The sequence below is a fragment of the Streptomyces mobaraensis NBRC 13819 = DSM 40847 genome, from assembly GCF_017916255.1.
Classification (GTDB): Bacteria; Actinomycetota; Actinomycetes; order Streptomycetales; family Streptomycetaceae; genus Streptomyces; species Streptomyces mobaraensis.
In genome coordinates this window covers 1734168-1756533 of record NZ_CP072827.1, presented here as the reverse complement: position 1 = coordinate 1756533, position 22366 = coordinate 1734168, and the positions used below count along the sequence as shown (strand labels likewise).

The 22366-nt window shown below is 73.2% G+C and carries 23 protein-coding genes; 13 read left to right on the top strand and 10 right to left on the bottom strand.

What is annotated here, in order from left to right:
* The first annotated feature begins 79 nt into the window (after positions 1–79).
* Both J7W19_RS07030 and J7W19_RS07025 read left to right on the top strand, forming a co-directional pair.
* Entirely contained in the window at positions 80–973 is an 894-nt protein-coding gene (locus J7W19_RS07030; protein ID WP_004949933.1) for a sterol desaturase family protein, read from the top strand.
* Positions 970–1815 carry a lysoplasmalogenase gene (locus J7W19_RS07025; RefSeq protein WP_004949931.1) on the top strand — a complete coding sequence of 282 codons (846 nt, stop codon included), beginning with the start codon at positions 970–972 and terminating at the stop codon, positions 1813–1815. Before J7W19_RS07030 ends, J7W19_RS07025 begins: the two co-directional genes overlap by 4 nt.
* Here the strand turns inward: J7W19_RS07025 and J7W19_RS07020 are convergent.
* Together J7W19_RS07020 and J7W19_RS33420 are read right to left on the bottom strand one after the other, a co-directional pair.
* Positions 1776–3302, bottom strand: coding sequence for a S8 family peptidase (locus tag J7W19_RS07020; protein WP_004949929.1), 1527 nt, complete (start codon positions 3300–3302; stop codon positions 1776–1778). The two genes, J7W19_RS07025 and J7W19_RS07020, sit on opposite strands and share 40 nt — an antisense overlap.
* 283 nt (positions 3303–3585) lie before the next feature.
* On the bottom strand, positions 3586–3714 hold the full coding sequence (locus J7W19_RS33420) for a hypothetical protein (protein ID WP_267939122.1): 129 nt from the start codon (positions 3712–3714) through the stop codon (positions 3586–3588).
* Between the two features lie 238 nt (positions 3715–3952).
* Here J7W19_RS33420 and J7W19_RS07010 point away from each other — a divergent pair, with 238 nt between their 5' ends.
* From J7W19_RS07010 to moaA, 3 genes are all read left to right on the top strand, one after another.
* Positions 3953–4342 carry a DUF485 domain-containing protein gene (locus J7W19_RS07010; protein ID WP_004949924.1) on the top strand — a complete coding sequence of 130 codons (390 nt, stop codon included), beginning with the start codon at positions 3953–3955 and terminating at the stop codon, positions 4340–4342.
* Positions 4339–5988 carry a solute symporter family protein gene (locus J7W19_RS07005; protein ID WP_004949922.1) on the top strand — a complete coding sequence of 550 codons (1650 nt, stop codon included), beginning with the start codon at positions 4339–4341 and terminating at the stop codon, positions 5986–5988. Before J7W19_RS07010 ends, J7W19_RS07005 begins: the two co-directional genes overlap by 4 nt.
* A gap of 118 nt (positions 5989–6106) precedes the next feature.
* Positions 6107–7108: a GTP 3',8-cyclase MoaA gene (gene moaA, locus J7W19_RS07000; protein WP_004949920.1), complete on the top strand. Its 1002-nt coding sequence runs from the start codon at positions 6107–6109 to the stop codon at positions 7106–7108.
* Positions 7109–7131: 23 nt separating this feature from the next.
* Here the strand turns inward: moaA and J7W19_RS06995 are convergent, their stop codons facing one another.
* Together J7W19_RS06995 and J7W19_RS06990 are read right to left on the bottom strand one after the other, a co-directional pair.
* Complete coding sequence (locus tag J7W19_RS06995) at positions 7132–7365, bottom strand: hypothetical protein (protein ID WP_004949918.1); 234 nt, start codon at positions 7363–7365, stop codon at positions 7132–7134.
* Between the two features lie 282 nt (positions 7366–7647).
* Positions 7648–8010: a DUF3099 domain-containing protein gene (locus tag J7W19_RS06990; protein ID WP_051072687.1), complete on the bottom strand. Its 363-nt coding sequence runs from the start codon at positions 8008–8010 to the stop codon at positions 7648–7650.
* Between the two features lie 237 nt (positions 8011–8247).
* On the opposite strand from J7W19_RS06990, the gene J7W19_RS06985 reads away from it, so the two are divergent.
* Positions 8248–8526, top strand: a complete 279-nt coding sequence (locus J7W19_RS06985) for a GlsB/YeaQ/YmgE family stress response membrane protein (RefSeq protein ID WP_004949913.1) — start codon at positions 8248–8250, stop codon at positions 8524–8526.
* A gap of 79 nt (positions 8527–8605) precedes the next feature.
* On the opposite strand, the gene tyrS is transcribed toward J7W19_RS06985, so the two are convergent.
* The 3 genes from tyrS to J7W19_RS06970 all read right to left on the bottom strand — a co-directional run bounded on the left by tyrS (position 8606) and on the right by J7W19_RS06970 (position 13190).
* Positions 8606–10021: a tyrosine--tRNA ligase gene (tyrS, locus tag J7W19_RS06980; protein ID WP_004949910.1), complete on the bottom strand. Its 1416-nt coding sequence runs from the start codon at positions 10019–10021 to the stop codon at positions 8606–8608.
* A 138-nt stretch (positions 10022–10159) separates the two neighbouring features.
* Entirely contained in the window at positions 10160–11620 is a 1461-nt protein-coding gene (locus J7W19_RS06975; RefSeq protein ID WP_040891339.1) for a metallopeptidase TldD-related protein, read from the bottom strand.
* Between the two features lie 49 nt (positions 11621–11669).
* Positions 11670–13190 carry a TldD/PmbA family protein gene (locus J7W19_RS06970; protein ID WP_004949907.1) on the bottom strand — a complete coding sequence of 507 codons (1521 nt, stop codon included), beginning with the start codon at positions 13188–13190 and terminating at the stop codon, positions 11670–11672.
* 202 nt (positions 13191–13392) lie between these two features.
* Here J7W19_RS06970 and fabG point away from each other — a divergent pair, with 202 nt between their 5' ends.
* The 3 genes from fabG (at position 13393) to J7W19_RS06955 (ending at position 15407) form a co-directional block, all read left to right on the top strand.
* On the top strand, positions 13393–14112 hold the full coding sequence (fabG, locus tag J7W19_RS06965) for a 3-oxoacyl-[acyl-carrier-protein] reductase (RefSeq protein WP_004949905.1): 720 nt from the start codon (positions 13393–13395) through the stop codon (positions 14110–14112).
* Between the two features lie 5 nt (positions 14113–14117).
* A complete protein-coding gene (gene fabI, locus J7W19_RS06960; protein ID WP_004949904.1) occupies positions 14118–14888 on the top strand; it encodes an enoyl-ACP reductase FabI in 771 nt (256 codons plus the stop codon).
* 237 nt (positions 14889–15125) lie between these two features.
* Positions 15126–15407, top strand: coding sequence for a hypothetical protein (locus J7W19_RS06955; protein ID WP_004949901.1), 282 nt, complete (start codon positions 15126–15128; stop codon positions 15405–15407).
* On the opposite strand, the gene J7W19_RS06950 is transcribed toward J7W19_RS06955, so the two are convergent.
* Positions 15392–16081 carry a FadR/GntR family transcriptional regulator gene (locus J7W19_RS06950; RefSeq protein ID WP_004949900.1) on the bottom strand — a complete coding sequence of 230 codons (690 nt, stop codon included), beginning with the start codon at positions 16079–16081 and terminating at the stop codon, positions 15392–15394. The two genes, J7W19_RS06955 and J7W19_RS06950, sit on opposite strands and share 16 nt — an antisense overlap.
* Positions 16082–16123: 42 nt before the next feature.
* Between J7W19_RS06950 and J7W19_RS06945 the strand changes: the two genes are divergently transcribed.
* From J7W19_RS06945 to J7W19_RS06935, 4 genes are all read left to right on the top strand, one after another.
* Complete coding sequence (locus J7W19_RS06945) at positions 16124–17629, top strand: CynX/NimT family MFS transporter (RefSeq protein WP_078588158.1); 1506 nt, start codon at positions 16124–16126, stop codon at positions 17627–17629.
* Positions 17630–17737: 108 nt separating this feature from the next.
* Positions 17738–17854 (top strand): SGM_5486 family transporter-associated protein, encoded by a 117-nt coding sequence (locus J7W19_RS33415; RefSeq protein WP_004949896.1) that lies wholly within the window; start codon positions 17738–17740, stop codon positions 17852–17854.
* A gap of 241 nt (positions 17855–18095) precedes the next feature.
* Complete coding sequence (locus J7W19_RS06940) at positions 18096–18326, top strand: hypothetical protein (protein WP_004949894.1); 231 nt, start codon at positions 18096–18098, stop codon at positions 18324–18326.
* 73 nt (positions 18327–18399) lie between these two features.
* Complete coding sequence (locus tag J7W19_RS06935) at positions 18400–18918, top strand: SixA phosphatase family protein (RefSeq protein WP_004949892.1); 519 nt, start codon at positions 18400–18402, stop codon at positions 18916–18918.
* A 100-nt stretch (positions 18919–19018) separates the two neighbouring features.
* Here the strand turns inward: J7W19_RS06935 and serB are convergent, their stop codons facing one another.
* Together serB and J7W19_RS06925 are read right to left on the bottom strand one after the other, a co-directional pair.
* A complete protein-coding gene (gene serB / locus J7W19_RS06930; RefSeq protein WP_040891337.1) occupies positions 19019–20251 on the bottom strand; it encodes a phosphoserine phosphatase SerB in 1233 nt (410 codons plus the stop codon).
* A gap of 77 nt (positions 20252–20328) precedes the next feature.
* Positions 20329–22338, bottom strand: a complete 2010-nt coding sequence (locus J7W19_RS06925) for a streptophobe family protein (protein WP_004949889.1) — start codon at positions 22336–22338, stop codon at positions 20329–20331.
* Positions 22339–22366 lie beyond the last annotated feature (28 nt).

Sequence of the window (22366 nt, the reverse complement as noted above, 5' to 3'; positions counted from 1 at the left end):
AACCCCGGGTAACCCGCGATCGGTACCCGACGGTAACAACCCCTAGCGGCAGGCCCGTAGGGGTGCCTATGGTGCCGTCATGCCGCACCTTCCGGATGTCGTGTTGTGGTCGGTCCCCGCCTTCGCCGTGCTCACCGCGATCGAAGTGGTGAGCTACCGGATCCATCCGGACGAGGAGGCCGAGGGGTACGAGGCCAAGGACGCGGCGACCAGCATCGGCATGGGCGTGGGCAGCGTCGCCTTCGACGCGCTCTGGAAGATCCCGATCGTGGCGATCTACAGCGCGATCTACGCGCTCACGCCCCTGCGCGTCCCCGTCCTCTGGTGGACGCTGCCCCTGATGCTGCTCGCCCAGGACTTCTTCTACTACTGGTCGCACCGCGGGCACCACGTCGTCAGGATCCTCTGGGCCTGCCACGTGGTGCACCACTCCAGCCGCAAGTTCAACCTCACCACCGCGCTCCGCCAGCCGTGGACGACCTGGACGGTCTGGCCGTTCTACGTGCCGATGGTCGCCGTCGGCGTGCACCCGGCCGCGGTCGCGTTCTGCTCCGGGGTCAACCTCGTCTACCAGTTCTGGGTGCACACCGAGCGGATCGGCAAGCTGCCCCGGCCGTTCGAGTACGTCCTGAACACCCCGTCCCACCACCGCGTCCACCACGCCTCGCAAGGGGGTTACCTGGACCGCAACTTCGGCGGGATCCTCATCGTCTGGGACCGCCTCTTCGGCTCCTTCGTCGCCGAGGCCGAACGGCCGGTCTACGGGCTGACGAAGAACATCAGCACGTACAACCCGCTCCGCGTCGCCACCCACGAGTACGCCGCCATCGCCCGCGACCTGCGCGCGGCCCGCGGCTGGCGGGAACGGGCCGGGCGGATCTTCCGCGGCCCCGGCTGGCAGCCGCGCCCGCCGGCGGCACCGGCGCTCCGCCCCCGGGCCGAGAAGGCCGCGGCGCCGGAGAGCGTCGGATGAGGGCCCTCCGCCGGACCGTCCACCGGGCCTCCCGGACCTTCCGGGCCTTCCACGGGAGCTCCCGGACGTCGCGCAGACCGCCGCTCGCCTTCGCCGCCGCCGCGGGCGTTCACCTGGGCGCGCTCGCCGGCGGCGCCGCGCCCGTCGCCCGCGCCACCAAACCGGTCCTGATGCCGCTGCTCGCCGAGTACGTCCTCCGCCGAGGCGGACCCCCGACGCTGGCCCTCGCCCTGCTCCTCGGCTGCGCCGGCGACACCCTGCTCCAGGTCGCCGGCGAACTCCCGTTCCTGCTGGGCATGGCGGCCTTCGCGGCCGGACACGGCTGCTACCTCGCCCTGTTCGCCAGGCACGGAGGCCGGGGCGGAGACGGAGGCGGGGACCGGCGCGGGGACGGGGGCGGGGACCGGCGCGGAGACGGGAGTCGAGACCGGGCCGCGAGCCGCCGCATCGCGGCCGGCTACGCCGCCGCCTGGGCCGGCACCACCGCCCTGCTGTGGCCGGGCCTGCCGGCCGGCCTCCGGCCGCCCGTCGCGCTCTACGGACTGCTGCTGACGGCCACGGCGTTCGGCGCCCTCCGGACCGGGCGGCGGGCGGCGGCGGGCGGCGCGCTCTTCCTGCTCTCGGACGGCCTCATCGCGAGCGGCCTCGCCGGCCGCCCGCAGCCGCCCGCACCCCAGTTCTGGATCATGCTGACCTATCTGGGCGCCCAGTACCTGCTGGCGGAGGGCGTGCTCGAAGCCGCCGACAGCACCGAGGGGGCCCGGCACCGGCCGGACCCCCTCCGCGTGTCAGACGTCGTGCGTCAGTTCTTCACGGCCGCCAGGGCGTCGACGATGCCGTAGCCGTAGTGGCTGTTGATGTTCTTGGTGCCGACGCAGGGAGCGTCCGCGGGGGCCTTGACCGGGCAGCCCGGGTTCTTCGCCTGGGCCTTGAGGATCCACTGGATCTCGGCCGCGTTCGACTTCGGGTGCGTCGCCTTCAGCAGCGCCGCCACACCGGCCACGTGCGGACCGGCCATCGAGGTGCCCTGCAGGTAGGCGTAGTCGCCTCCCGGCATGGTGGACAGGATGCGGCCGTCCTTGGCGGGCGCGTCCGGGACCTGGAGGACGTCGCCGCCGGGGGCCGCGACGTCGATGACGCCCTGGCCGTAGTTGGAGTAGTACGACTTCAGCGAGTTGACGCCGGTCGCCGACACGGTGACCACGCCGGGCAGCTGGGCCGGGACGTCCAGGCAGGTGGACGGGTCGATGTCACGCGAGCCCGGCTTGGTGTCGTTGGGGCTCGACTTGTCCGTGATCTTCTTCGAGGCCAGGTCGAAGTTGGAGTTGCCCGCGGAGGCCACGTTGACGACGCCCTTGCGGTCGGCGTACGCGGTGGCGCGGCCGACCGCGTCGGCTATCGCCTTCTGGTCCGCGTCGTTCGCGCAGTTGAACATCCACGGGTCGACGTAGTAGCTGTTGTTCGTCACCGCTATGCCGTGGTCGGCGGCGAAGACGAAGGCACAGACCACGCTCTCCGCGTAGAAGAAGCTGCCGGTCTTGGTGCTCACCTTGATGGCGGAGACCTTGGTGTTCGGGGCGACGCCCGTGACGCCTATCCCGTTGCGGGCCGCGGCTATGGTGCCGGCGACGTGCGTGCCGTGGTAGTCCGTCTTGGGGTTGTACGGACGCCAGGCGCCGGCGCTCGTGTCGGCCTTGCCGGTGACGCAGCTGGCCGACTGGGCGCGGGAGAAGTTCGGGGCGAGGTCGGGGTGGGTGTCGTCGACGCCCGTGTCGATGACGCCGACGGTGACCTTGCGGCTGCCCGGGTTGATCTTCGCGGCCTTGTCCGCCTTGATGGCGGCCATGTCCCACTGGAGGCTCTCCAGCGGCTCCTTGCCCGGCTTGGCGGTCTTCGCGGCGGCCAGCGCGTTGGCCTTCGACAGCTTCAGCTTCTCGGGCTTGCCGACGTCCGTGGTGGCCGCCGGGGTGATGGGGGCGGTCCGGGTGGCTCCGGCCGACTCGACGCCCGGCACCGCGCGCAGCGCCTTGGCGAAGTCGGGGTTCTTGGAGTGGACGACGATGACGCCGATCTTGTCGTACGACTCCACGATGCTGCCGCCGTTGCTGCCGACGGCCTTCTTCACCTGGTCGAGCGTGGCCCGCGCGGTCCCGGTGTTCACCACGTACGACAGCAGCGGCCCGTCCGCCCGCACCTTGGCCTGCGGGGCCTTCGCGGCCGGCCCGGCGGCCGAGGCGGTGCCCGGCAGGAAACCGATCGAGGCGGTCAGGGCCAGACCGACGGGGAACGCGAGGGCGGCGTGCCGCCGTCTGGGGCGCAGATGAGCCATGGGAACTCCACATCATCCGGGGAGCCGTCGGGCACCAGGCGTGCCGGACGGGTACATGACGAGTGAAGCTAGCGCCGATCATGGGCGATGAGCAATGAATTCCCCAAGAAAAAACCGGCGCATGCCCGCCACAAGCCAGGGGAACAGGACAGTCCGTCCGGTCTGCCCCGGGCGCGGACACTTCGCCGGCTCCCACGAGGGGCTTGGGGCGGAAGCGGCTCGGCCTTCGCCGGAGGGACGGGAACCGCCCGGTCCCCGCCACGGACGTACGGGCGGCGACCGCTCAGCCGCCGCCCCCGCGCAGGGCTTCGATGCTCAACAGCGGCAGCGGCACCCTCGGCCCGTACCAGCGCCCCGCAGTGGGGACGGCGGCGGGCCGGGGCGCGGGGACGGCGGCGATGGGGGACGTCAACCTGATGACTCCGAACGGGCGTCGACCGGGGGACTGCGGCTGAGGCGGCGACTCGGTGCTCACGCCAGGTCAACGAGGCGGCGCGCGGCGGGTTTTGTACCGACCGGCCGCGCTGCGTCATGCACCGTCCTCCCCCTGTCGCATACTGCGGTGTCCCTCTACGATGCGTGATCCGAATCACAGTCCCTCGTGCATCGGACACCACTCGCACCCCGCAACCCCACCGTCAGGAGAGGCCGTGGACTCAGAAGAGGTCGCGGAGACCCCACCCACCACAGCACCCCCGGAGAGCACGTCCGCCCGTCCCGGGATCCCCGGTCAGCCCGACCGGTTCGCCGCCGTCCAGGGCAGCGCCGAGTTCGGCGAACTGCGCCGCGCGCACCGGTCCTTCGCCTTCCCGCTGACCGTCGCCTTCATCGGCTGGTACCTGCTCTACGTCCTGCTGTCGAACTACGCAGGCGACTTCATGGGCACCACCGTGGCCGGGCACATCAACGTCGCCCTCGTCCTCGGACTCGCCCAGTTCCTCACCACCTTCCTCATCGCCTGGTGGTACGCGCGGCACGCCGCGGCCCGTATCGACCCCAAGGCGGAAGCCCTCAAGGCCCGTATGGAGGCCGCCGAATGACCGGCGCACCGACCGCCGTCCCGACCGCCGCCGAGGTGCTCGCCGCCACCGGCGGCGCCGGGGAGCACCGCACTCTGATCATCACGCTGTTCTCCGTCTTCGTCGCCATCACCCTGGGCATCACCGTCTGGGCCGGCCGGCAGACCAAGGGCACCGACGACTTCTACGCCGGCGGCCGCTCCTTCACCGGCTTCCAGAACGGCCTCGCCATCTCCGGCGACTACATGTCCGCCGCGTCGTTCCTCGGTATCGCCGGCGCCATCGCCCTCTTCGGCTACGACGGGTTCCTGTACTCCATCGGCTTCCTCGTCGCCTGGCTGGTCGCCCTGCTGCTCGTCGCCGAGCCGCTGCGCAACTCCGGCCGCTTCACCATGGCCGACGTCCTCGCCCACCGGCTGAACCAGCGGCCGGTGCGCACCGCCGCCGGCACCTCCACCATCGTCGTCTCGATCTTCTACCTGCTGGCCCAGATGGTCGGCGCGGGCGCCCTCGTGGCCCTGCTGCTGGGCGCGAGCGGCGAGGGGTCGCGGCGCTGGATCATCGCCCTGGTCGGTCTGGTGATGGTGCTGTACGTGACGATCGGCGGGATGAAGGGCACCACCTGGGTGCAGATCGTCAAGGCGGTCCTGCTCATCGCGGGCACCCTGCTGATCACCATCCTGGTGCTCAACAAGTTCCACTGGAACCTCTCCGAGCTGCTCGGCGCCGCGGCCGACAAGAGCGGCAAGGGCAAGGCGTTCCTGGAGCCCGGACTCCAGTACGGCAAGGACGGCACGTCCAAGCTCAACTTCGTCTCGCTGGGCATCGCGCTCGTCCTGGGCACGGCCGGCCTGCCGCACATCCTGATCCGCTTCTACACCGTGCCCACCGCCAAGGCCGCCCGGAAGTCGGTGAACTGGGCCATCGGCATCATCGGCGCGTTCTACCTGATGACCATCGCGCTGGGCTTCGGCGCCGCCGCCCTGGTCGGCTCCAAGACGATCATCGCCTCGAACGAGTCCGGCAACACCGCCGCGCCGCTGCTCGCCGAGGAGGTCGGCGGAGGCGCCGGTTCCACCGGCGGCGCCATCCTGCTCGCGGTGATCTCGGCCGTCGCCTTCGCCACCATCCTCGCGGTGGTCGCCGGACTCACCCTCGCCTCCTCCGCCTCGTTCGCCCACGACCTGTGGGCCAACGTGATCCGCAAGGGGCGGACGAGCGAGAAGGAGGAACTGCTCACCGCCAAGGTGGCGGCCGTGGTGATCGGCGGGATCTCCATCGCGCTGGGCATCTTCGCCCACCGGCTCAACGCCGCCGCCCTGGTCGCGCTCGCCTTCGCCGTCGCGGCCTCGGCCAACCTGCCGACGATCCTCTACAGCCTGTTCTGGAAGCGCTTCACCACCCAGGGCGCCCTGTGGTCGATCTACGGCGGACTCGTCAGCTCCGTCACCCTGGTGATCTTCTCGCCGGTCGTCTCCGGCAACGAGAAGGCCCTCTTCCCCGGCATGAGCTTCGACTGGTTCCCGCTCGGCAACCCCGGCCTGGTCTCCATCCCGCTCGGCTTCCTGCTCGGCTGGCTGGGCTCGCTGCTCTCCCGCGAGGCCGCCGACCCCAAGAAGTACGCCGAACTGGAGGTCCGTTCGCTCACCGGTTACGGCGCGCACTGACCCGTACGCCCCCTGAGCACCGGCGGTCCCGGGAACTGTCGGTGCTCAGGGGGCATCGCGTACGCTGCGGGCATCGGCACATCGGCGATCAGCGGGATGCAGAGGGAGGGGCAGCGCCGTGCTCATCGACACCTACGGCCGCGTCGCCACCGACCTGCGGGTCTCCCTGACCGACCGGTGCAACCTGCGCTGCACCTACTGCATGCCCGAGGAGGGCCTGAGCTGGCTCGCCAAGCCCGAGCTGCTCACCGACGACGAGACCGTCCGCCTGGTGCGGATCGCCGTCACCCTGCTCGGCGTCACCGAGGTCCGCTTCACCGGCGGTGAACCGCTGCTCCGGCCGGGCCTGGTGGACATCGTGGCGCGCTGCTCCGCCCTCCGCGCCGACGGCGGGGTCCGCCCCCGGCTGTCGCTCACCAGCAACGGCATCGGCCTCGCCCGCACCGCCGACGCCCTCAAGGCCGCCGGCCTCGACCGGGTCAACGTCTCCCTCGACACCCTGCGCCCCGACGTCTTCGCCGCGCTCACCCGGCGCCGCCGCCACCAGGACGTCCTCGACGGCCTCGCCGCGGCCCGCGCCGCCGGCCTCGAACCCGTCAAGGTCAACACCGTGCTGATGCCCGGGCTCAACGAGGACGAGGCACCCGACCTGCTCGCCTGGGCCGTCGAGCACGGCTACGAACTGCGCTTCATCGAGCAGATGCCGCTGGACGCCCAGCACGGCTGGCGCCGCGAGCGGATGATCACCGCAGGGGACATCCTGACGAGCCTGCGCACCCGCTTCGTCCTCACCCCCGAGCCCGGCCCCGAGCGCGGCTCCGCGCCCGCCGAGCGCTGGCTGGTCGACGGCGGACCGGCCCGGGTCGGCGTCATCGGCTCCGTCACCCGTCCGTTCTGCGCGGCCTGCGACCGCACCCGGCTCACCGCCGACGGGCAGGTGCGCACCTGCCTGTTCGCCACCGAGGAGACGGACCTGCGGGGCGCCCTGCGCGCGGGGGCCGGCGACGACGAGATCGCCGAGCTGTGGCGGCGGGCCATGCGCGGCAAGAAGGCGGGCTCGGGCCTCGACGACCCGGCGTTCCTCCAGCCGCGCCGCCCGATGTCGGCGATCGGCGGCTGACCGCCGCCGGCGTCGAGGGGGGCTCAGCCCTCCCACTCCTCGAACCGCACCACGTCCTTGAGGAAGCCGCGCAGGCCCAGGAAGTCCGACAGGTGCTCGCGGTGCTCGTCGCAGGCCAGCCAGGTCTTGCGGCGCTCGGGGGTGTGCAGCTTGGGGTTGTTCCACGCCAGCACCCACACGGCGGGGGCGCGGCAGCCCTTGGCGGAGCAGATCGGGGCGGCCTCAGGGGAGTTCGGGGCGGTCTCGGGGAAGTTCACACGTCAACTCTACGTAACCACGCCACCCTGGCGTCCCGGCAGCTCACTCACCGGCCCGCGGCACCTCATTCCACCGTCCCGCGGCACCTCATTCCACCGTCCCGCGGACACGACGACGCCGGGCAGCCACGGGGGAAGCCGCCCGGCGTCGATCATTCGCTCCGACGGGGGATGCGGAGCGCCTACGAAGTATGTCACGGAGAGCCCCCTGAAGGGCACCGAAAGACATGATTGATTTGAGCTTTTCCTGAGCTTGCCCTTATCGGGCACCGGGGCCAAGCCTCAGCCCTGGCCGCCCTGTTGACCCACACGGCCGCTCTCATCAGCGGACTCTTCGGCTCCACCGGGCCCCTGCGGCAGGGCGGGCCGCGTCGGCGCGGGTATGAACGTCCCGGGCAGCGAAGGGGCGTTCTCCCGGCCCGCGTTGGCGATGACGACCGCGATGTACGGCAGCAGTGCGCCGAGCACCAGCGTGCCGATCGCCACGTAACGCTCCACGTTCCAGAGCACCACGGTCAGGATCACGGACACCGTGCGGATCCCCATCGAGATCACATAGCGGCGCTGCCGGCCGCGTACGTCCTCGGCCAGTCCCTGGCGGGCTCCGGTGATCCGGAAGGTCTCCGTCTGGCCGCGCTTCCGCATCACATCCACCACCCGATTCGCCTCACTGCCTCCGGCTCGGTCCGTTCCTCGCACCGGTGTGTACTCAACGTTACGCCGCGGCCCCCGCCGGGACGAGGCCGGGGCACCTCCGTTTTCGCCGCCGGGACGGCGCTCGACGTGCACGGGACGGCGTGCGGAAGGGTTCGACGTGCGCCGGACGGGTGGCGGGCCGACACTGGCGTGAGCACGCTCCGCAGCGTCGCACGAGGAGGCGGCATGAACTGGTTGTGGGCCATCATCGTCGGTCTGATTCTGGGCCTGATCGCCAAGGCGATCCTGCCGGGCAAGCAAGCGATCCCCATCTGGCTGACGATCATCTGCGGCATGGTCGGCTCCCTCCTGGGCAACTGGGCCGCCAGTGCGCTGGGGGTCCGGCACACCAGCGGCATCGACTGGATCCGGCACCTGCTCCAGCTGGCCGGCGCCGTCATCGTCGTCGCCATCGGAGACCGGCTCTGGGTCGGGACCCGGGGCAGGAGGGGAGCGCGGGCCTAGCCCGGCGGCACGCCGCCGCCCCCGGGAACGCGGACGGGCGGACCGGAAGACCCGGCCCGCCCGTCCGCGTGAGGGGTGGCTACAGCCCGCGGAGCTCCGCGATCCGCCGGCCCGTCTTGAGGTAGACGGCGCCCGCCGCCGAAAGCCCGGCGCCCGACAGCAGCTCCGGCACCACCTCGGCCAGCGGACGGATCGCGTCCGCCTCGGCCAGCACGATCGCCTGCTGCCCGCCGTCGGTCTCCACGACCAGCCGCAGGCCGTTCTGCTTGGCGACCCGGCGCGCGGCCGAGGCGCTCGGCTGGAAGCCCAGCACCTTGCTGAGGACGGCCGTGACCGGCTCGGCGCCGTGCTCGGCCACCTCCACCACCGGCAGGTCGCCGACGTCGGTGAAGCTCTTCTTCGAGAACTGGGCGACGAACCCGGCCCGGGCGGCCATCGCGGCCTCGACCCCGTAGAGCGCGGCCACGACCTCGCCCGCGAGGACCTTCTTCAGGTCCATCGGGTGCAGCGAACGCTCCCCGACCCGGCCGAGCGCGAGCGCGATCTCCGCGTCCGTCCACTCGGTCCACGCCTTCAGGTACGGCTCCATCAGCCGGTCCGGGACCGACATGATCTTGCCGAAGACGTCGTCGGCGGTCGCGGTCAGCCCCACGTAGTTGCCCTTGGACTTGGACATCTTCGCGCCGGTGCCGTCGGTGCCCTCGATCAGCGGCATGGTCACCACCAGCTGCGGACGCTGCCCGCGCAGCTCCATCAGCTTGCGGCCCATCTGCAGGTTGAGCAGCTGGTCGGCGCCGCCGAGCTCGACGTCGCAGTCCAGCGCCACCGAGTCCAGGCCCTGCGCGATCGGGTACATCAGCTCGGACATGGTCAGGCCCGAGCCCGCGGCGAGGCGGTTGCGGAAGTCCTCGCGCTGGAGCAGCTGCGAGACCGGCACCTGGTTGAGCAGGCCCAGCAGCTCGGGGAAGGTGAACGGCGCCAGCCACTCGCTGTTCTGCCGGAAGCTGACCTTCTCGAAGTCGAAGAAGGGCCGCACCTGCTCGCGGTAGCCCGCGAGGTTCTTCTCGATGTCCTCGTCGGTCAGCGGCGGGCGCTCGGCCGTCCGGCCCGTCGGGTCGCCGATCTTGGCGGTGAAGTCGCCGATCAGCAGCGTGACGTCGTGCCCCATCCGCTGGAAGCGGTTGAGGACGATCATCGGCACGGTGTGCCCGAGGTGCACGTCGGCCGCCGTCGGGTCGATGCCCAGCTTGATGTGCAGGTTCTCACCGGCGGCCCGGCGCTCGTCGATCCGCTCGGCCAGCTTGTCCGTGCCGGGCAGCACCTCCACCGCGCGACCGGCGATCAGCTCCGCCTGCTCCCGCGCCGAGAGGTCCGACAGGTCCAGATAACGCCGCGCCTTGGTCTCGGTGAGCAGCTGCTCCACGGTCGAGTCGAGGGAGAGGTCCTGCGCGAGGAGCTCACTGGCGCGGGCGACGGATTCGCCGAGGCGTGTCATGGCGTTCCTGAGATCTGTAGCGGACGGTTGGTCCCCGGCGGCCCAGGGGGCGCGGGGGCGGAACAGGTCGGTCGTGCGCCAGTCTATTCGGCCGTGCGCGCGGCGCCCCCGCCCGTACCGCCCCCCGGGCCCCGCCCCTCACACCCCCTTGCTGACCGAGCTCATGTGGAAGTCGGGCACCCGCAGCGCCGGCATCGCCGCGCGCGGGCAGATCTTGGCCAGGTCACGCGGCACCGTGCGCTCGGTGCGGCCCGCCTCCACCGCCCGGGACAGCAGGTCCACCGGCGACTCGTTGAACCGGAAGTTGTTCACCTCCCCGACGACCTCACCGTCCCGCACCAGCAGGACGCCATCCCGGGTCAGCCCGGTGACCAGCAGCGTCGCCGGGTCCACCTCACGGATGTACCAGAGCGAGGTGAGCAGCAGCTCGGGACCCTCGTGCCCGCTCGCGGCGACCATCTCGTCCAGCGACCGGGCCCCGCCCGCCTCCAGGATCAGGTTGTCCGTGTACGGGGCGACGGGCAGGCCCGTCAGCGCGGCGGTGTGCCGCCCGGCGGTCAGCCGCTCCAGCACCCCGTCGCGGATCCAGTCCGTCGCCGCCAGCGGCAGACCGCTGTCGAAGACCGACAACCGGGTGTCCGAGCCGTCCGTCAGCACGAACGGCGCGCACTCCAGGCCGGGGGCGTACGGATCGCTGCGCAGGGTCAGCGGCAGGCCGGACAGCTTCTCGCCCACGCGCGTACGGCCGCCCTGTCGCGTACCGCCGCCCTCTTGCGTACGGCCGCCCGGCCCTGCGCCGCCGCCCGGCCGCGCGAACACCGTCCGGCCCTCCGCCGCGTCCCGCGCGTCCGCCCGCAGCTGCTGGTAGCACACCAGATCCGCCACGGCCGCCGGCGGCAGCAGCGTCGGATACCGCCCGGCGGGCAGCTCGCTCCGGCCCCGGGCCGCCCAGACCAGCCGCCGGGCCAGCTCGGCGTCCAGCTCGCGCGGATCGACGTCCGCGAACGCATCCGTGGCCCGCGACAGCCACGCCGAGCCGGTACCGCGTACGTCCTTGGCGTTCAGCTCCACCCGGCCCATGGGCTGGTCGTGCCGCAGCCGCAGCCCGGTCGAGGTGCCCAGGTAGGAGGTGACCGTCTGGTGCCGGGCGTAGCCGTACAGCTCGCGGCCCTCGGCCCGGGCCCGGGCGAAGGACTCGCCGAGCGCCGGGGCGAACGCGTCGAACACCGCGGCGGACGCCCCGGCCGGCGGCTCCGCGTACGCGGGGGAGTGCGGGACGTCCGCCACCAGGGGCTGCGCGTCGTCGGCGGGCCCCGCCCCGCGCGCGGCCTCCTCGGCGGCCCGCACCAGCGGCTCCACGTCGTCGGCCGTCACCGCCGAACCCGACACCACCCCGGCGGCCGTCCCCTGCCCGCCGCCCACGGTCGCGATCACGGTCACCGCGCGCCCGCGCGCGGTGCCATTGGTGGTCAGCGCGTTGCGCGCCCAGCGCAGATCGGCCGACGAGCGCTCGGCGACGACCACCGCGCAACCGTCCGCGCGGGACAGCGCGAGGGTCCGCTCCACGATCTCCTGCGGCCTGTTCCGACGTGCTGTCATGAGCGGGCTCCCCTCGTCGTCCTCATCCCGTACCGTGCCCCGCCGCGCCTCACCGGCCCGCCTCCCGCACGGTATTGAGCACGTTCACCCCGCGGAACAGCGCCGACGGGCAGCCGTGCGACACCGCCGCGATCTGCCCCGGCTGGGCCTTGCCGCAGTTGAACGCCCCGCCCAGGACGTAGGTCTCCGGGCCGCCCACCGCGGTCATCGAGCCCCAGAAGTCGGTGGTGGTCGCCTGGTACGCCACGTCCCGCAGCTGCCCCGCGAGCCGCCCACGCTCGATCCGGTAGAAGCGCTGGCCGGTGAACTGGAAGTTGTACCGCTGCTGGTCGATCGACCAGGACCGGTTGCCGACGACGTAGATCCCCCGGTCCACGCCCGCGATCAGCTCCTCGGTCGACGGGCCGTCCGGCGCGGGCCGCAGCGAGACGTTGGCCATCCGCTGCACCGGCATGTGCGACGGCGAGTCCGCGTACGAGCAGCCGTTGGACCGGCCGAGGCCGTGCAGCCGGGCGATCCGGCGGTCGAGCTGCCAGCCGACCAGGATCCCGTCCCTGACGATGTCCCACTCCTGTGCGGCCACCCCCTCGTCGTCGTAGCCGACGCTCGCCAGCCCGTGCTCGGCCGTCCGGTCGCCGGTGACGTTCATCAGCGGCGAGCCGTAGACCAGCGTCCCCAGCCGGTCCGGGGCGGCGAACGAGGTGCCCGCGTACGCCGCCTCGTAGCCGAGCGCGCGGTCCAGCTCGGTGGCGTGCCCGATCGACTCGTGGATGGTCAGCCAGAGGTTCGACGGGTCGATGACCAGGTCGTACGCGCCCGGCCTGACGCTGGGCGCGCGGACCTTCGCCGCCAGCAGCTCCGGCAGCTCGGCCAGCTCGGCGTCCCAGTCCCAGCCGGTGCCCGTCAGGTACTCCCAGCCGCGGGCGGTCGGCGGGGCGAGGGTGCGCATCGTCTCCACGCCGCCGGCCGGGTCCACGGCCACCGCCGTCAGCTGGGGGTGCACGCGGACGCGCTGCTGGGTGGTGACCGTGCCCGCCGTGTCCGCGTAGAACTTGTTCTCGTGGATGGCCACCAGCGACGCGTCGGCGTGCGCGACCCCGTCGGCGGCCAGCAGCCGGGCGCTGTAGTCGGCCAGCAGGGCGGTCCGCTCGGCGGCCGGTACGGCGAAGGGGTCCCGTTCGTACGGCGACACCCAGGTCCGGTCGGCGTACACCGGCTCGTCCGCCAGCTCCACGCGGTCGCCGGAACCGGCCGCGGCGGTCACCTTCCCCGCCAGCCGGGCCATGGCCACGGCCTGGCCGGCCACCCGGGCGGCGGCGTCCATCGTCAGCTCCGTCCCGGCGGCGAAACCCCAGGCCCCGCCGTGCACCACGCGCACCGCGTACCCCAGGTCCGTGGTGTCCGCGGACCCCGCGAGCCGGGCGTCCCGCAGCCGCCAGGAGGCGTTGCGCACCCGTTCCAGACGGAAGTCGGCGTGGTCGGCGCCCAGCGCGCGGGCGCGGGCGAGGGCGGCGTCGGCGAGCGGGCGCAGGGGCAGTGCGAGGAATGACGCGTCGATGGCGTGCGGCACGGAACCTCCCGGGGTCGTCGCCGAGCATCATGCCCAGCTCCCGGTGGCCTTCAGCGGGAGATCCGGGAGATTCTGTAGAGATCCGACAGCGACCGGCCACGCCGCCTGTCAGTGCCCGATTGTCGCCCCGGCGACCTCTACCGATACGTTCATGTAGTCCAGCTCCGTCCCTGTACGGATTCGTCAACGGAAGGGTGATCCTTTGAGCCGCTCGGTTCTCGTCACCGGAGGAAACCGGGGCATCGGCCTCGCCATCGCGCGCGCGTTCGCCGACGCGGGCGACAAGGTCGCCGTCACCTACCGCTCGGGCGAACCCCCGGCCGCGCTCTTGGATCAGGGGTGCCTGGCCGTCAAGTGCGACATCACGGACCCGGAGCAGGTCGAGCAGGCGTTCAAGGAGATCGAGGAGAAGCAGGGCGCGGTCGAGGTGCTGGTGGCCAACGCCGGCGTCACCCGCGACCAGCTGCTGCTCCGCATGTCCGAGGAGGACTTCGCCTCGGTCGTGGAGACCAACCTCACCGGGACGTTCCGCGTCGTCAAGCGCGCCTCCCGGCCCATGCTCCGCGCCCGCAAGGGCCGCGTGGTGCTGATCTCCTCCGTGGTGGGCATGCTGGGCTCGGCCGGGCAGGCGAACTACGCGGCGTCCAAGGCCGGCCTCATCGGCTTCGCCCGCTCCGTCGCCCGCGAGCTGGGTTCCCGGAACATCACCGTCAACGTCGTCGCCCCCGGTTTCGTGGACACCGACATGACGCGCGTGCTCAGCGACGAGCAGCGCGCGGGGATCGTGGCCAACGTTCCGCTGGGCCGCTACGCGCAGCCCGAGGAGATCGCCGCCTCGGTCCGCTTCCTCGCCTCCGAAGAGGCCGCATACATCACCGGAGCCGTCATTCCTGTCGACGGCGGATTGGGCATGGGTCACTGATCGCCATGAGTGGAATCCTCGCAGGCAAGCGCATCCTGGTCACGGGTGTCCTCACCGAGCAGTCGATCGCCTTCCAGGCCGCCAAGGTGGCCCAGAACGAGGGCGCCGAGGTCATCCTGACCGGCTTCGGCCGGCTCTCCCTGGTCGAGCGCATCGCCAAGCGGCTCCCGAAGCCCGCGCCGGTGATCGAGCTGGACGTCACCAACCAGGAGCACCTCGACGGCCTCGCCGCCAAGGTGCGCGAGCACATCGGCGACGACGTGCCCCTCGACGGCATCGTGCACTCCATCGCCTTCGGCCCCCAGGGCGCCTTCAACTTCCTCGAGGCCACCTGGGAGGACGTCTCCACGGCCGTCCAGGTCTCGGCGTACTCCTACAAGTCGCTGGCCATGGCCCTGCTGCCGCTGATGCGCGAGGGCGCCTCCATCGTCGGCCTCACCTTCGACGCGCAGATCGCCTGGCCGAAGTACGACTGGATGGGCGTGGCCAAGGCGGCCCTGGAGGGCACCAACCGCTACCTCGCCCGTGACCTGGGCCCCAAGGGCATCCGCTGCAACCTGGTCTCGGCCGGCCCGATCAAGTCGATGGCCGCCAAGTCCATCCCGGGCTTCGAGGAGCTCGCGGACGTCTGGAACCACCGCGCCCCCATCGGCTGGGACCTGGCCGACCCGGAGCCGGCCGGCCGCGGCGTCGTCGGCATGCTGTCGGACTTCTTCCCGCGCACGACGGGCGAGATCGTGCACGTCGACGGCGGCGTGCACATGATGGGTGCCTGACGCTTCGGCGTAGCTCCGCGCGTGGAGAGGGCCGCGGTCCGGGAAACCGGACCGCGGCCCTTTTTGCCAGCCCGTTGGGAGTGCCCCCTCTGGGGGAGGGGCCGGGGCACCCCCCGGGGCGCAGCCCCGAGTCGAGAACCAGGCCGTCCACCCCCACACTGAAGAGAACCGCACCACCACGTGGGAGGAGGTACGGCAGTGATACGCACCGCGGCAAGAGCCGCAGCCCTACTCCTGATGGCGACGACCCTGGCCACCCCCGAGCCGGCGTCCGCCGCCCCCACCCCGCCCGCACCAGCCGAGTGTCACACCCGCGTCCGCAACTCCCACGCCACAGCGGACTGCTACAACGGCAACGCCACCCCCGACCGCGTCCAGCTGCACCTCCGCTGCGCCCATTGGTGGGACCCGGCCATGGACACGGCCCCCGCGACCGTGGACCCCCTCCGCCACGTCACCCTCTCCCAGCGCTGCTGGCTGCGCATACGTGAGGCGTGGGTGAGTCACGCGCCGGGCTGACCGCCACGCTCCTCCCGCGACACGTACGGATGCTCGCTCGCCTCCGCCGCCGCGGCCACCGCGTCCCCGGCCCGGATCGCCTCGACGAGCCGCCCGTGATCGGTCAGCGCCCGAGGCCGCGGCTCGGTACCGACGTCCGCGCGCAGGAACTCCCGTACGACGAAACCGAGATCGGCGTAGAGGGCGGCCAGCACCTCGTTGTGCGCGGCGGCGACGACGGTGGTGTGGAACGTGGCGTCGGCCTCGACGAACCGTTCCAGATCCCCCGAGCGCCAGGCGGTCGCCCGGCGCTCCAGCAGGAGCTCGAGTTGGCGCAGGTCCGCGTCGGTCCGCCGCTCCGCGGCCAGCGCGGCGGCCTTCGTCTCCAGGGCGCTGCGCAGCTCGGCGACGTGCCGCGGATCGGCCCGGGCGAAGCGCCGGCTCATCACGCCGGCGAGTTCGCTGGTGGCGACGACGTAGGTGCCGGAGCCCTGCCGGATCGCGAGCAGCCCGTTGTGCGCGAGGGCGCGCACCGCCTCCCGGACGGTGTTGCGGGCGACGCCGAGCCGTTCGACGAGTTCCGGCTCGGTGGGGATGCGGGAGCCGACCGGCCATTCACCGGACGTGATCTGGGTCCGCAGTTGTGTGATGACCTGATCGACCAAGGGGGCCTTGTGGGGCGAGGTCAGTGGCATAGCCCTCCGTTCAATTCATCCCATGATTCTATGATTGCCTGTATGACAGGTTCAGCAGCAGGCAAGGAGCCCACGACGGCCACGGCCTCCGAGGAGACGCCCCTCCTCGAAGAGAAGCCCCTTTCCGAGGGGACGCCCCACCGCATCGTGACAGGGACCGCGCGGGCGGCCGCTTCGCCCTGGCCGCGGCGGTTCCTCGCCCTCGGCCTGGTGCTGGCGGCCCTCAACCTCCGGCCGGCCGTCACCAGCCTCGGCGCCCTCATGGAGGAGGTGCGGGACGGGCTCGGCATGAACGGCACCGTCGCCGGACTGCTCACCTCCATCCCCTCCCTCTGCTTCGCGGTCCTCGGCCCCGCCGCCCCCCGGCTGGCCCGCCGCTGGGGCCCGGCGGCCGTCGTCTGCGCCGGTCTCGCGGCCGTCGCCACCGGGCTGGCGCTCCGCCCGTTCGCGGGTGGCGTCGCGGGGTTCCTGCTGCTCAGCGCGCTGGCGCTGGCCGGTATCGCGGTGGGCAACGTGCTGATGCCGGTCGTGGTGAAGCGCTGGTTCCCGGACCGCGTCGGCCCGATGACGGGCCTGTACTCCATGGCCCTCACCGGCGGCGCGGCCATCACCGCGGCCGGCACGGTGCCGCTGGCGGACGCGATGGGCGGCGGCTGGCGGCCGGGCCTCGCCGTGTGGGCGCTGCTCGCCCTGGCCGCCGCGCTGCCCTGGGCGGTCATCTCCCGCCGTCCGGGCGAACGGCCGGAACGCGCCGCGCGGGAGGCGGCGGTCGCTGGAACCGTGCCGGATCGTCCGTCCGGCGGGATCGCGTCAGAGGGCGCGGCCACCGGAACCACGTCCGAGCGCCCGGTCACCGGGACCGCGCCAAAGGGTGCGGAACGCGCCGAAGCGACCACCCCGAACGCCGCCCCGCACGGCGCGCACGCCCCCCGAAGCGCCGACGCCGACGACGCGCGCGCCCCGCGCATCACCAGCAGCCCCACCGCCTGGGCCCTGGCGGTCTTCTTCGGCCTCCAGGCCACCGGCGCGTACATCACCATGGGCTGGATGCCCCAGATCTTCCGCGACGCGGGCGTCTCGGCCTCGACCGCCGGACTGCTGGCGGCGGTGACGATGCTGATGGGCGTCCCGTTCTCCTTCCTGCTGCCGCGCCTCGCGGCCCGGCTGCGGAACCAGGGCCCCCTCGTCGTCGCGCTGGTCGCCTGCGGTCTGGCGGGGTACACCGGGCTGTGGCTCGCCCCGGTGGGCGGCTCCTGGGCCTGGGCGGTGCTGCTCGGCATCGCCAACAGCTCCTTCCCGCTGGCCCTGACGATGATCGGGATGCGTGCGCGGACCGGCGCCGGGGTCGTCCGGCTGTCCGCCTTCGCCCAGAGCGTCGGATACCTGATCTCCATTCCCGGGCCGCTGCTGGTGGGCCGGCTCTACCAGCAGACCGGCGGCTGGGGCCTGCCGATCGCCCTGCTGGCCGCGCTGATGGTCCCGCAGGCCGTCGCCGGGGTGCTGGCCGGCCGGAACCGGAGCGTCGAGGACGAGTTCCGGATCCGCTGATCCGCCGCGGACCCGGTACGTCCGGCCCGGCCGGCCCCCGGCCGGGCGGTGGTGCGCCACGCCCCACCCCGGTGCCCGGCCGGGCGCGGCGGCTGCGACACTGGTGCCATGCCCGTCCTCGAACCCAACCCCCAGAACGGCCAGAAGACGCTCCTGGCCATCCTCGGCGCGATGCTCGGCATCACCGTCGTCATCGGCATCATCGCGACGATCGCCGCCGGCTGATCGCCGCCCGACCCGCTCGGCCAAGGCCCGGCCGGCGCCCGACCGCCGGCCGGCCGGGCTCGGCCGACGCGCTCTTCTCTCCTCCGCCCCACCCTGGAGGGTGGGGTTAACCCCCGTCCCCTAGGGGGTCTGCCTCCGGGAAGAGTGGGTGGTTTCCCGGATGGGATCTCAGGGGTCCCGCTCCGTAGATTCGTAGTGCACCGCGACGCGGCGGTGCGCCGAGACATCCACGGAGGAGACCATGCCCGCCGGCAGGCACACCCGCACCCGAGGCGCCGCGCAGACCCGCCTGCCGTGGTGGGCCGCGGTCCTGCCCGCCCTGGCCTTCACCGCGCTCTTCGCCCTGCTGGCCCTGCCCGTTCCGGAGGCGTCCGCGGCCCCGGCGGCGGAGGGCGACGGGACGGCGTCGCAGAGCGCCGTCGCGCAGGTCGTCCGCGTCGTCCGGCACACCCTGGACGGCTGGATATCGTGAAGCGTTACCCCGAGGAGGGCAAGCCTCCCAACACCCCGCGCCTCACGGCTGGTTTCATGCGAAGCTGGACGGCATGAGCGCCGACATGACCCGCAGGATCGTCCTCTTCCGCCACGCCAAGGCCGAATGGTCCGACGTCGACGACCACGAGCGACCGCTCGCCGACCGCGGGCGCAAGGACGCTCCCGCCGCGGGCCGCTGGCTCGCCGGTTCGGGTGTCGTCCCCGACCTGGCCCTGTGCTCGACAGCGGCCCGCACCCGCGAGACCTGGAAGCTCGCCGTCTCCGAGCTGCCCCAGCGCCCCCGGACGGTGTACGAGGAGCGGCTCTACGAGGCATCCCTCGGCGAGCTGATCGCCCTGCTCAACGAGGTGTCCGACGAGGTGGGCGACCTCGTCGTGGTGGGACACAACCCGGGCATGCACGCCCTGGCGGACGCCCTGTCGGGCGAGGCCGACGGCGACCTGCTGGCCCGGATGAACCGCTCGGGGTACCCCACTTCGGCCATCGCGGTGATCAGCTTCACCGGTTCGTGGAAGAGCGTCGAGCACGGGGTCGGCCGACTGGTCGCCTTCTGGGCGCCGCACGCCTGACGAGGGCGCCGCACGCCTGACGAGCCGGAAAGAGGTCCCCGACGAGCGGGCGGGTGGCGCCGACGTGTCAGCCGACGCGTCACCCGTCGCCGTCCCGGCGTCACTCGTGCGTGTTCGCCGCCTCGACCTCTTCACGGGTGACGCCCAGCAGGTACAGCACCGTGTCCAGGAACGGCACGTTCACCGCCGTGTGCGCCGCCTCCCGGACCACCGGCTTGGCGTTGAACGCGACGCCCAGGCCGGCCGCGTTGAGCATGTCGAGGTCGTTGGCGCCGTCACCGATCGCGACCGTCTGGGAGAGCGGCACTCCGGCCTCGGCGGCGAACCGGCGCAGCAGTCGCGCCTTGCCCGCCCGGTCCACGATCTCGCCGGTGACCCGGCCGGTCAGCCTGCCGTCCACGATCTCCAGGGTGTTGGCCGAGGCGAAGTCCAGCCCCAGCCGCTCCCGCAGGTCGTCGGTGACCTGGGTGAACCCCCCGGACACCACGCCCACCTGGAACCCCAGCCGCTTCAGGGTGCGGATCAGGGTCCGGGCGCCGGGCGTCAGCCGCACCTCCGCGCGTACCTTGTCCACCACCGACTCGGGCAGGCCCTCCAGGAGCGCCACCCGCGCGTGCAACGACTGTTCGAAGTCCAGCTCGCCGCGCATCGCCCGCGCGGTCACCTCGGCCACCTCGGCCTCACAGCCCGCGTGGGCCGCGAACAGCTCGATGACCTCGTCCTGGATCAGCGTCGAGTCGACGTCCATCACCACCAGGCGCTGCGCCCGCCGCTGCAACCCGGCGGCCACGACGGCGACGTCCACCCCGAGCTTCGCCGCCTCTATCGCCAGCGCGGTGCGCAACGCCTCCGTCTCGGCGCCGGAGACCGCGAACTCCACGGCCGTCACGGGGTACTTGGCGAGACGGAAGATACGGTCGATATTGCCGCCGGTGCCGGTGATACGGGCGGCGATGGCGGCCGTGGACTCGGCGGTGAGCGGGTGTCCCAGCACCGTGACGTGGGAACGGCCCGTGCCACGCGGCCTGTTGTCGCCGCGACCCGAGATGATCTCCGTCTGGAGGTGCATGGACTCGGCCCAGCTGTGCACGGTCGACCGCAGGCCGCCCTCGGCCGCGGCACCTCCGGCGGGCGCGGTGACCAGCGCGCAGAGGGTGATCCGGCCTCGGGTGACGACCTGTTCGATGTCGACGACGTCGACCGCGTAGGCGGCGAGCGTGTCGAAGAGACCGGCGGTGATGCCCGGCCGGTCCTTCCCGAAGATCTTGACGAGGAGGGTGGGCACGTCGTCACCGGCGGCGGGGGTGACGGGCGGGGGCAACGGTGCGCTCATGGTCCTTCTACCGTATCCGGTGCCCGTGAGGCGGTCGCAGGGGGAGGCGGACCGCGGGACGACTGTTCACCGCACCGCTACCCGCGCGGCGGCCGGCCGTCCGGTCCCGGCCACCCCCGGGGTGCGGGCGGTGGCGGCGGCGGAGGCGGCGGCGGGCTCCCGTACGGACGGCGGGGACGCTCCTGCGGCGGCGCGGGCCGCGGCCCGCGCCGGGCACCGGGGGACGGGTCGGCCGCGGGCCCGGTCGAGGTGGTGGCCGAGGGGTCGACCCGGGGGCCCGGCGGAGTACCCGGCCGGGGCCGGGGCTCCGGGCGCAGATAGGGATTGGTGTCGTCCCGCGCCGGACGGTAGCCGGGCGACGGCCGGTGCGGCCCGGGCACGTCGTCCCCACCCCCACCGGCGGAACCTCCCGCGCCCCCGCCGCCTCCGCCCCCGCCGTCCGCTCCGCCGTCCGCTCCGCCGCCCGAACCGCCCGCGCCTCCACCCGCCGTCCCACCGGCCGGGTGCCCATACCCCGAGCCGCCATACCCCGAGCCGCCATACCCCGAGCCGTCGTATCCCGCGCCCGGCCTCCCCGCCCCTCCCGATACCGGTGCTGCCCCTCCCTGCCCCCACCCGTCCCCTTCTTCTCGGCCTCCTCGTCCTACGCGTTCTCCTCGCCCTTCCCGCGCGTACGCCACGGCCCCCCGCCCCGCCGCCCCCGTGGCGCACGCGAGCAGCCCGCCCACCGTCCCGGCCGCCAGGCCCCACGCCGCTCCGAGGACTGCCGCGAGGAGCCCGTTCCCCCGCAGGTCGAGCCCGGCGCCCACCGCGTCGACGCCCAGCACCGAAAGCCCGGCGTCCGCCTTCACCCGCGTCGCCAGGACGAGCAGCGGCAGCGCCGCGGCCGTCACCGCGCCCAGCGCGAGCCCGCACCGCACCGCGTACGCCACCGCGCCCCGCGCTCCCGGAGAAGCCCCCGGGAAAACCCCCGGAGAAGCCCCGTGCGAAGCCCCCCGAGGCGTCCGCACCGCCGTGAGCACCCCGGCCAGGAGCAGGGCCACCGCGCACCCGACCGCCAGCAGCCACACCCGCCCGTCGTACTCCGCCAGCCGGCCCACGGTGATCTGCCGGTCGGTGCCCCCGGCCAGCAGCTCGTCGAACGGGGAGGGGAGGACCTTGGTCAGCGTTCCCGCGGCCCGGCCGTGCCAGGGGACGAAGAGGCCGAGGGGCAGCCCGAGCCACACCCCGTTCGGCGCCCCGAGCAGCGCGCCGCCGGCCACCCGCCGGGGGTGGTCGTCGCCGACCGCGGCGACCAGCGCCGCGGCCCACCCGGCGGCGACGGCCAGGACGAGGACGGTGACCAGCGCCGAGGCCGCCGGCCGTACCGTCCGGTGGAGGGCGCCGGCGCCGCGCGGCAGCGGTGACCGGCGCGCGGCGAGTACGGCGACCAGCAGCACGGCCGCCACCCAGAGCGCGCCGCCCAGCAGGGAGGGCCCGGTGCGTACGGAGAATCCGACGTCCGCCTTGGCCCGGGCGAGGTCGGCCAGCCGGTCGGCGAGGCCGCCCCCTATTCCTCCGATGTCCCCGATGTCGCCGACACCGGGAATCTCCAGCTTCGGCCCGTTCTTCGCCGCGTCGCCGAGGCCGAGCCCTTCCCCCTGGAAGGTGAGGGTGGACGAGCCGGCCCAGGCCAGTCCGCCGAGCAGCAGCAGGAACACCGAGGCCACCGCCCCGGCGCGCAAGGCGAGTTCACGGCCGCCGACCACCGGCCCCGCCGCCCGCAGCGACCGGGCGAACGACCAGCCCAGCACCAGCGCCCCCACCAGGCTCACACCCAACGGCGTCAGCTCGATGGCGGTGTGCGCGTCGGCGCCCCGGATCCCGAACGCCTCCAGCGCCCCCGACGGCTCGACGGACCCGCCCACCGCGAGAACGGTCACCGCGGCCGTCATCGGCCCCAGCTCACCGGCCGCGTCCGCGCCCAGCAGGTGCAGCCCCAGCGCCGCCACCCCCGCCATGGCGAGGAACGCCCAGCCCACCCCCGCCACCGCGAAGACGATCATGTGGACGCCCCGCGCCGGGCGCCGTCCGCTGGTGATGGTCATCACGGCCCCCCGGTCCGTCCCCGCCCCG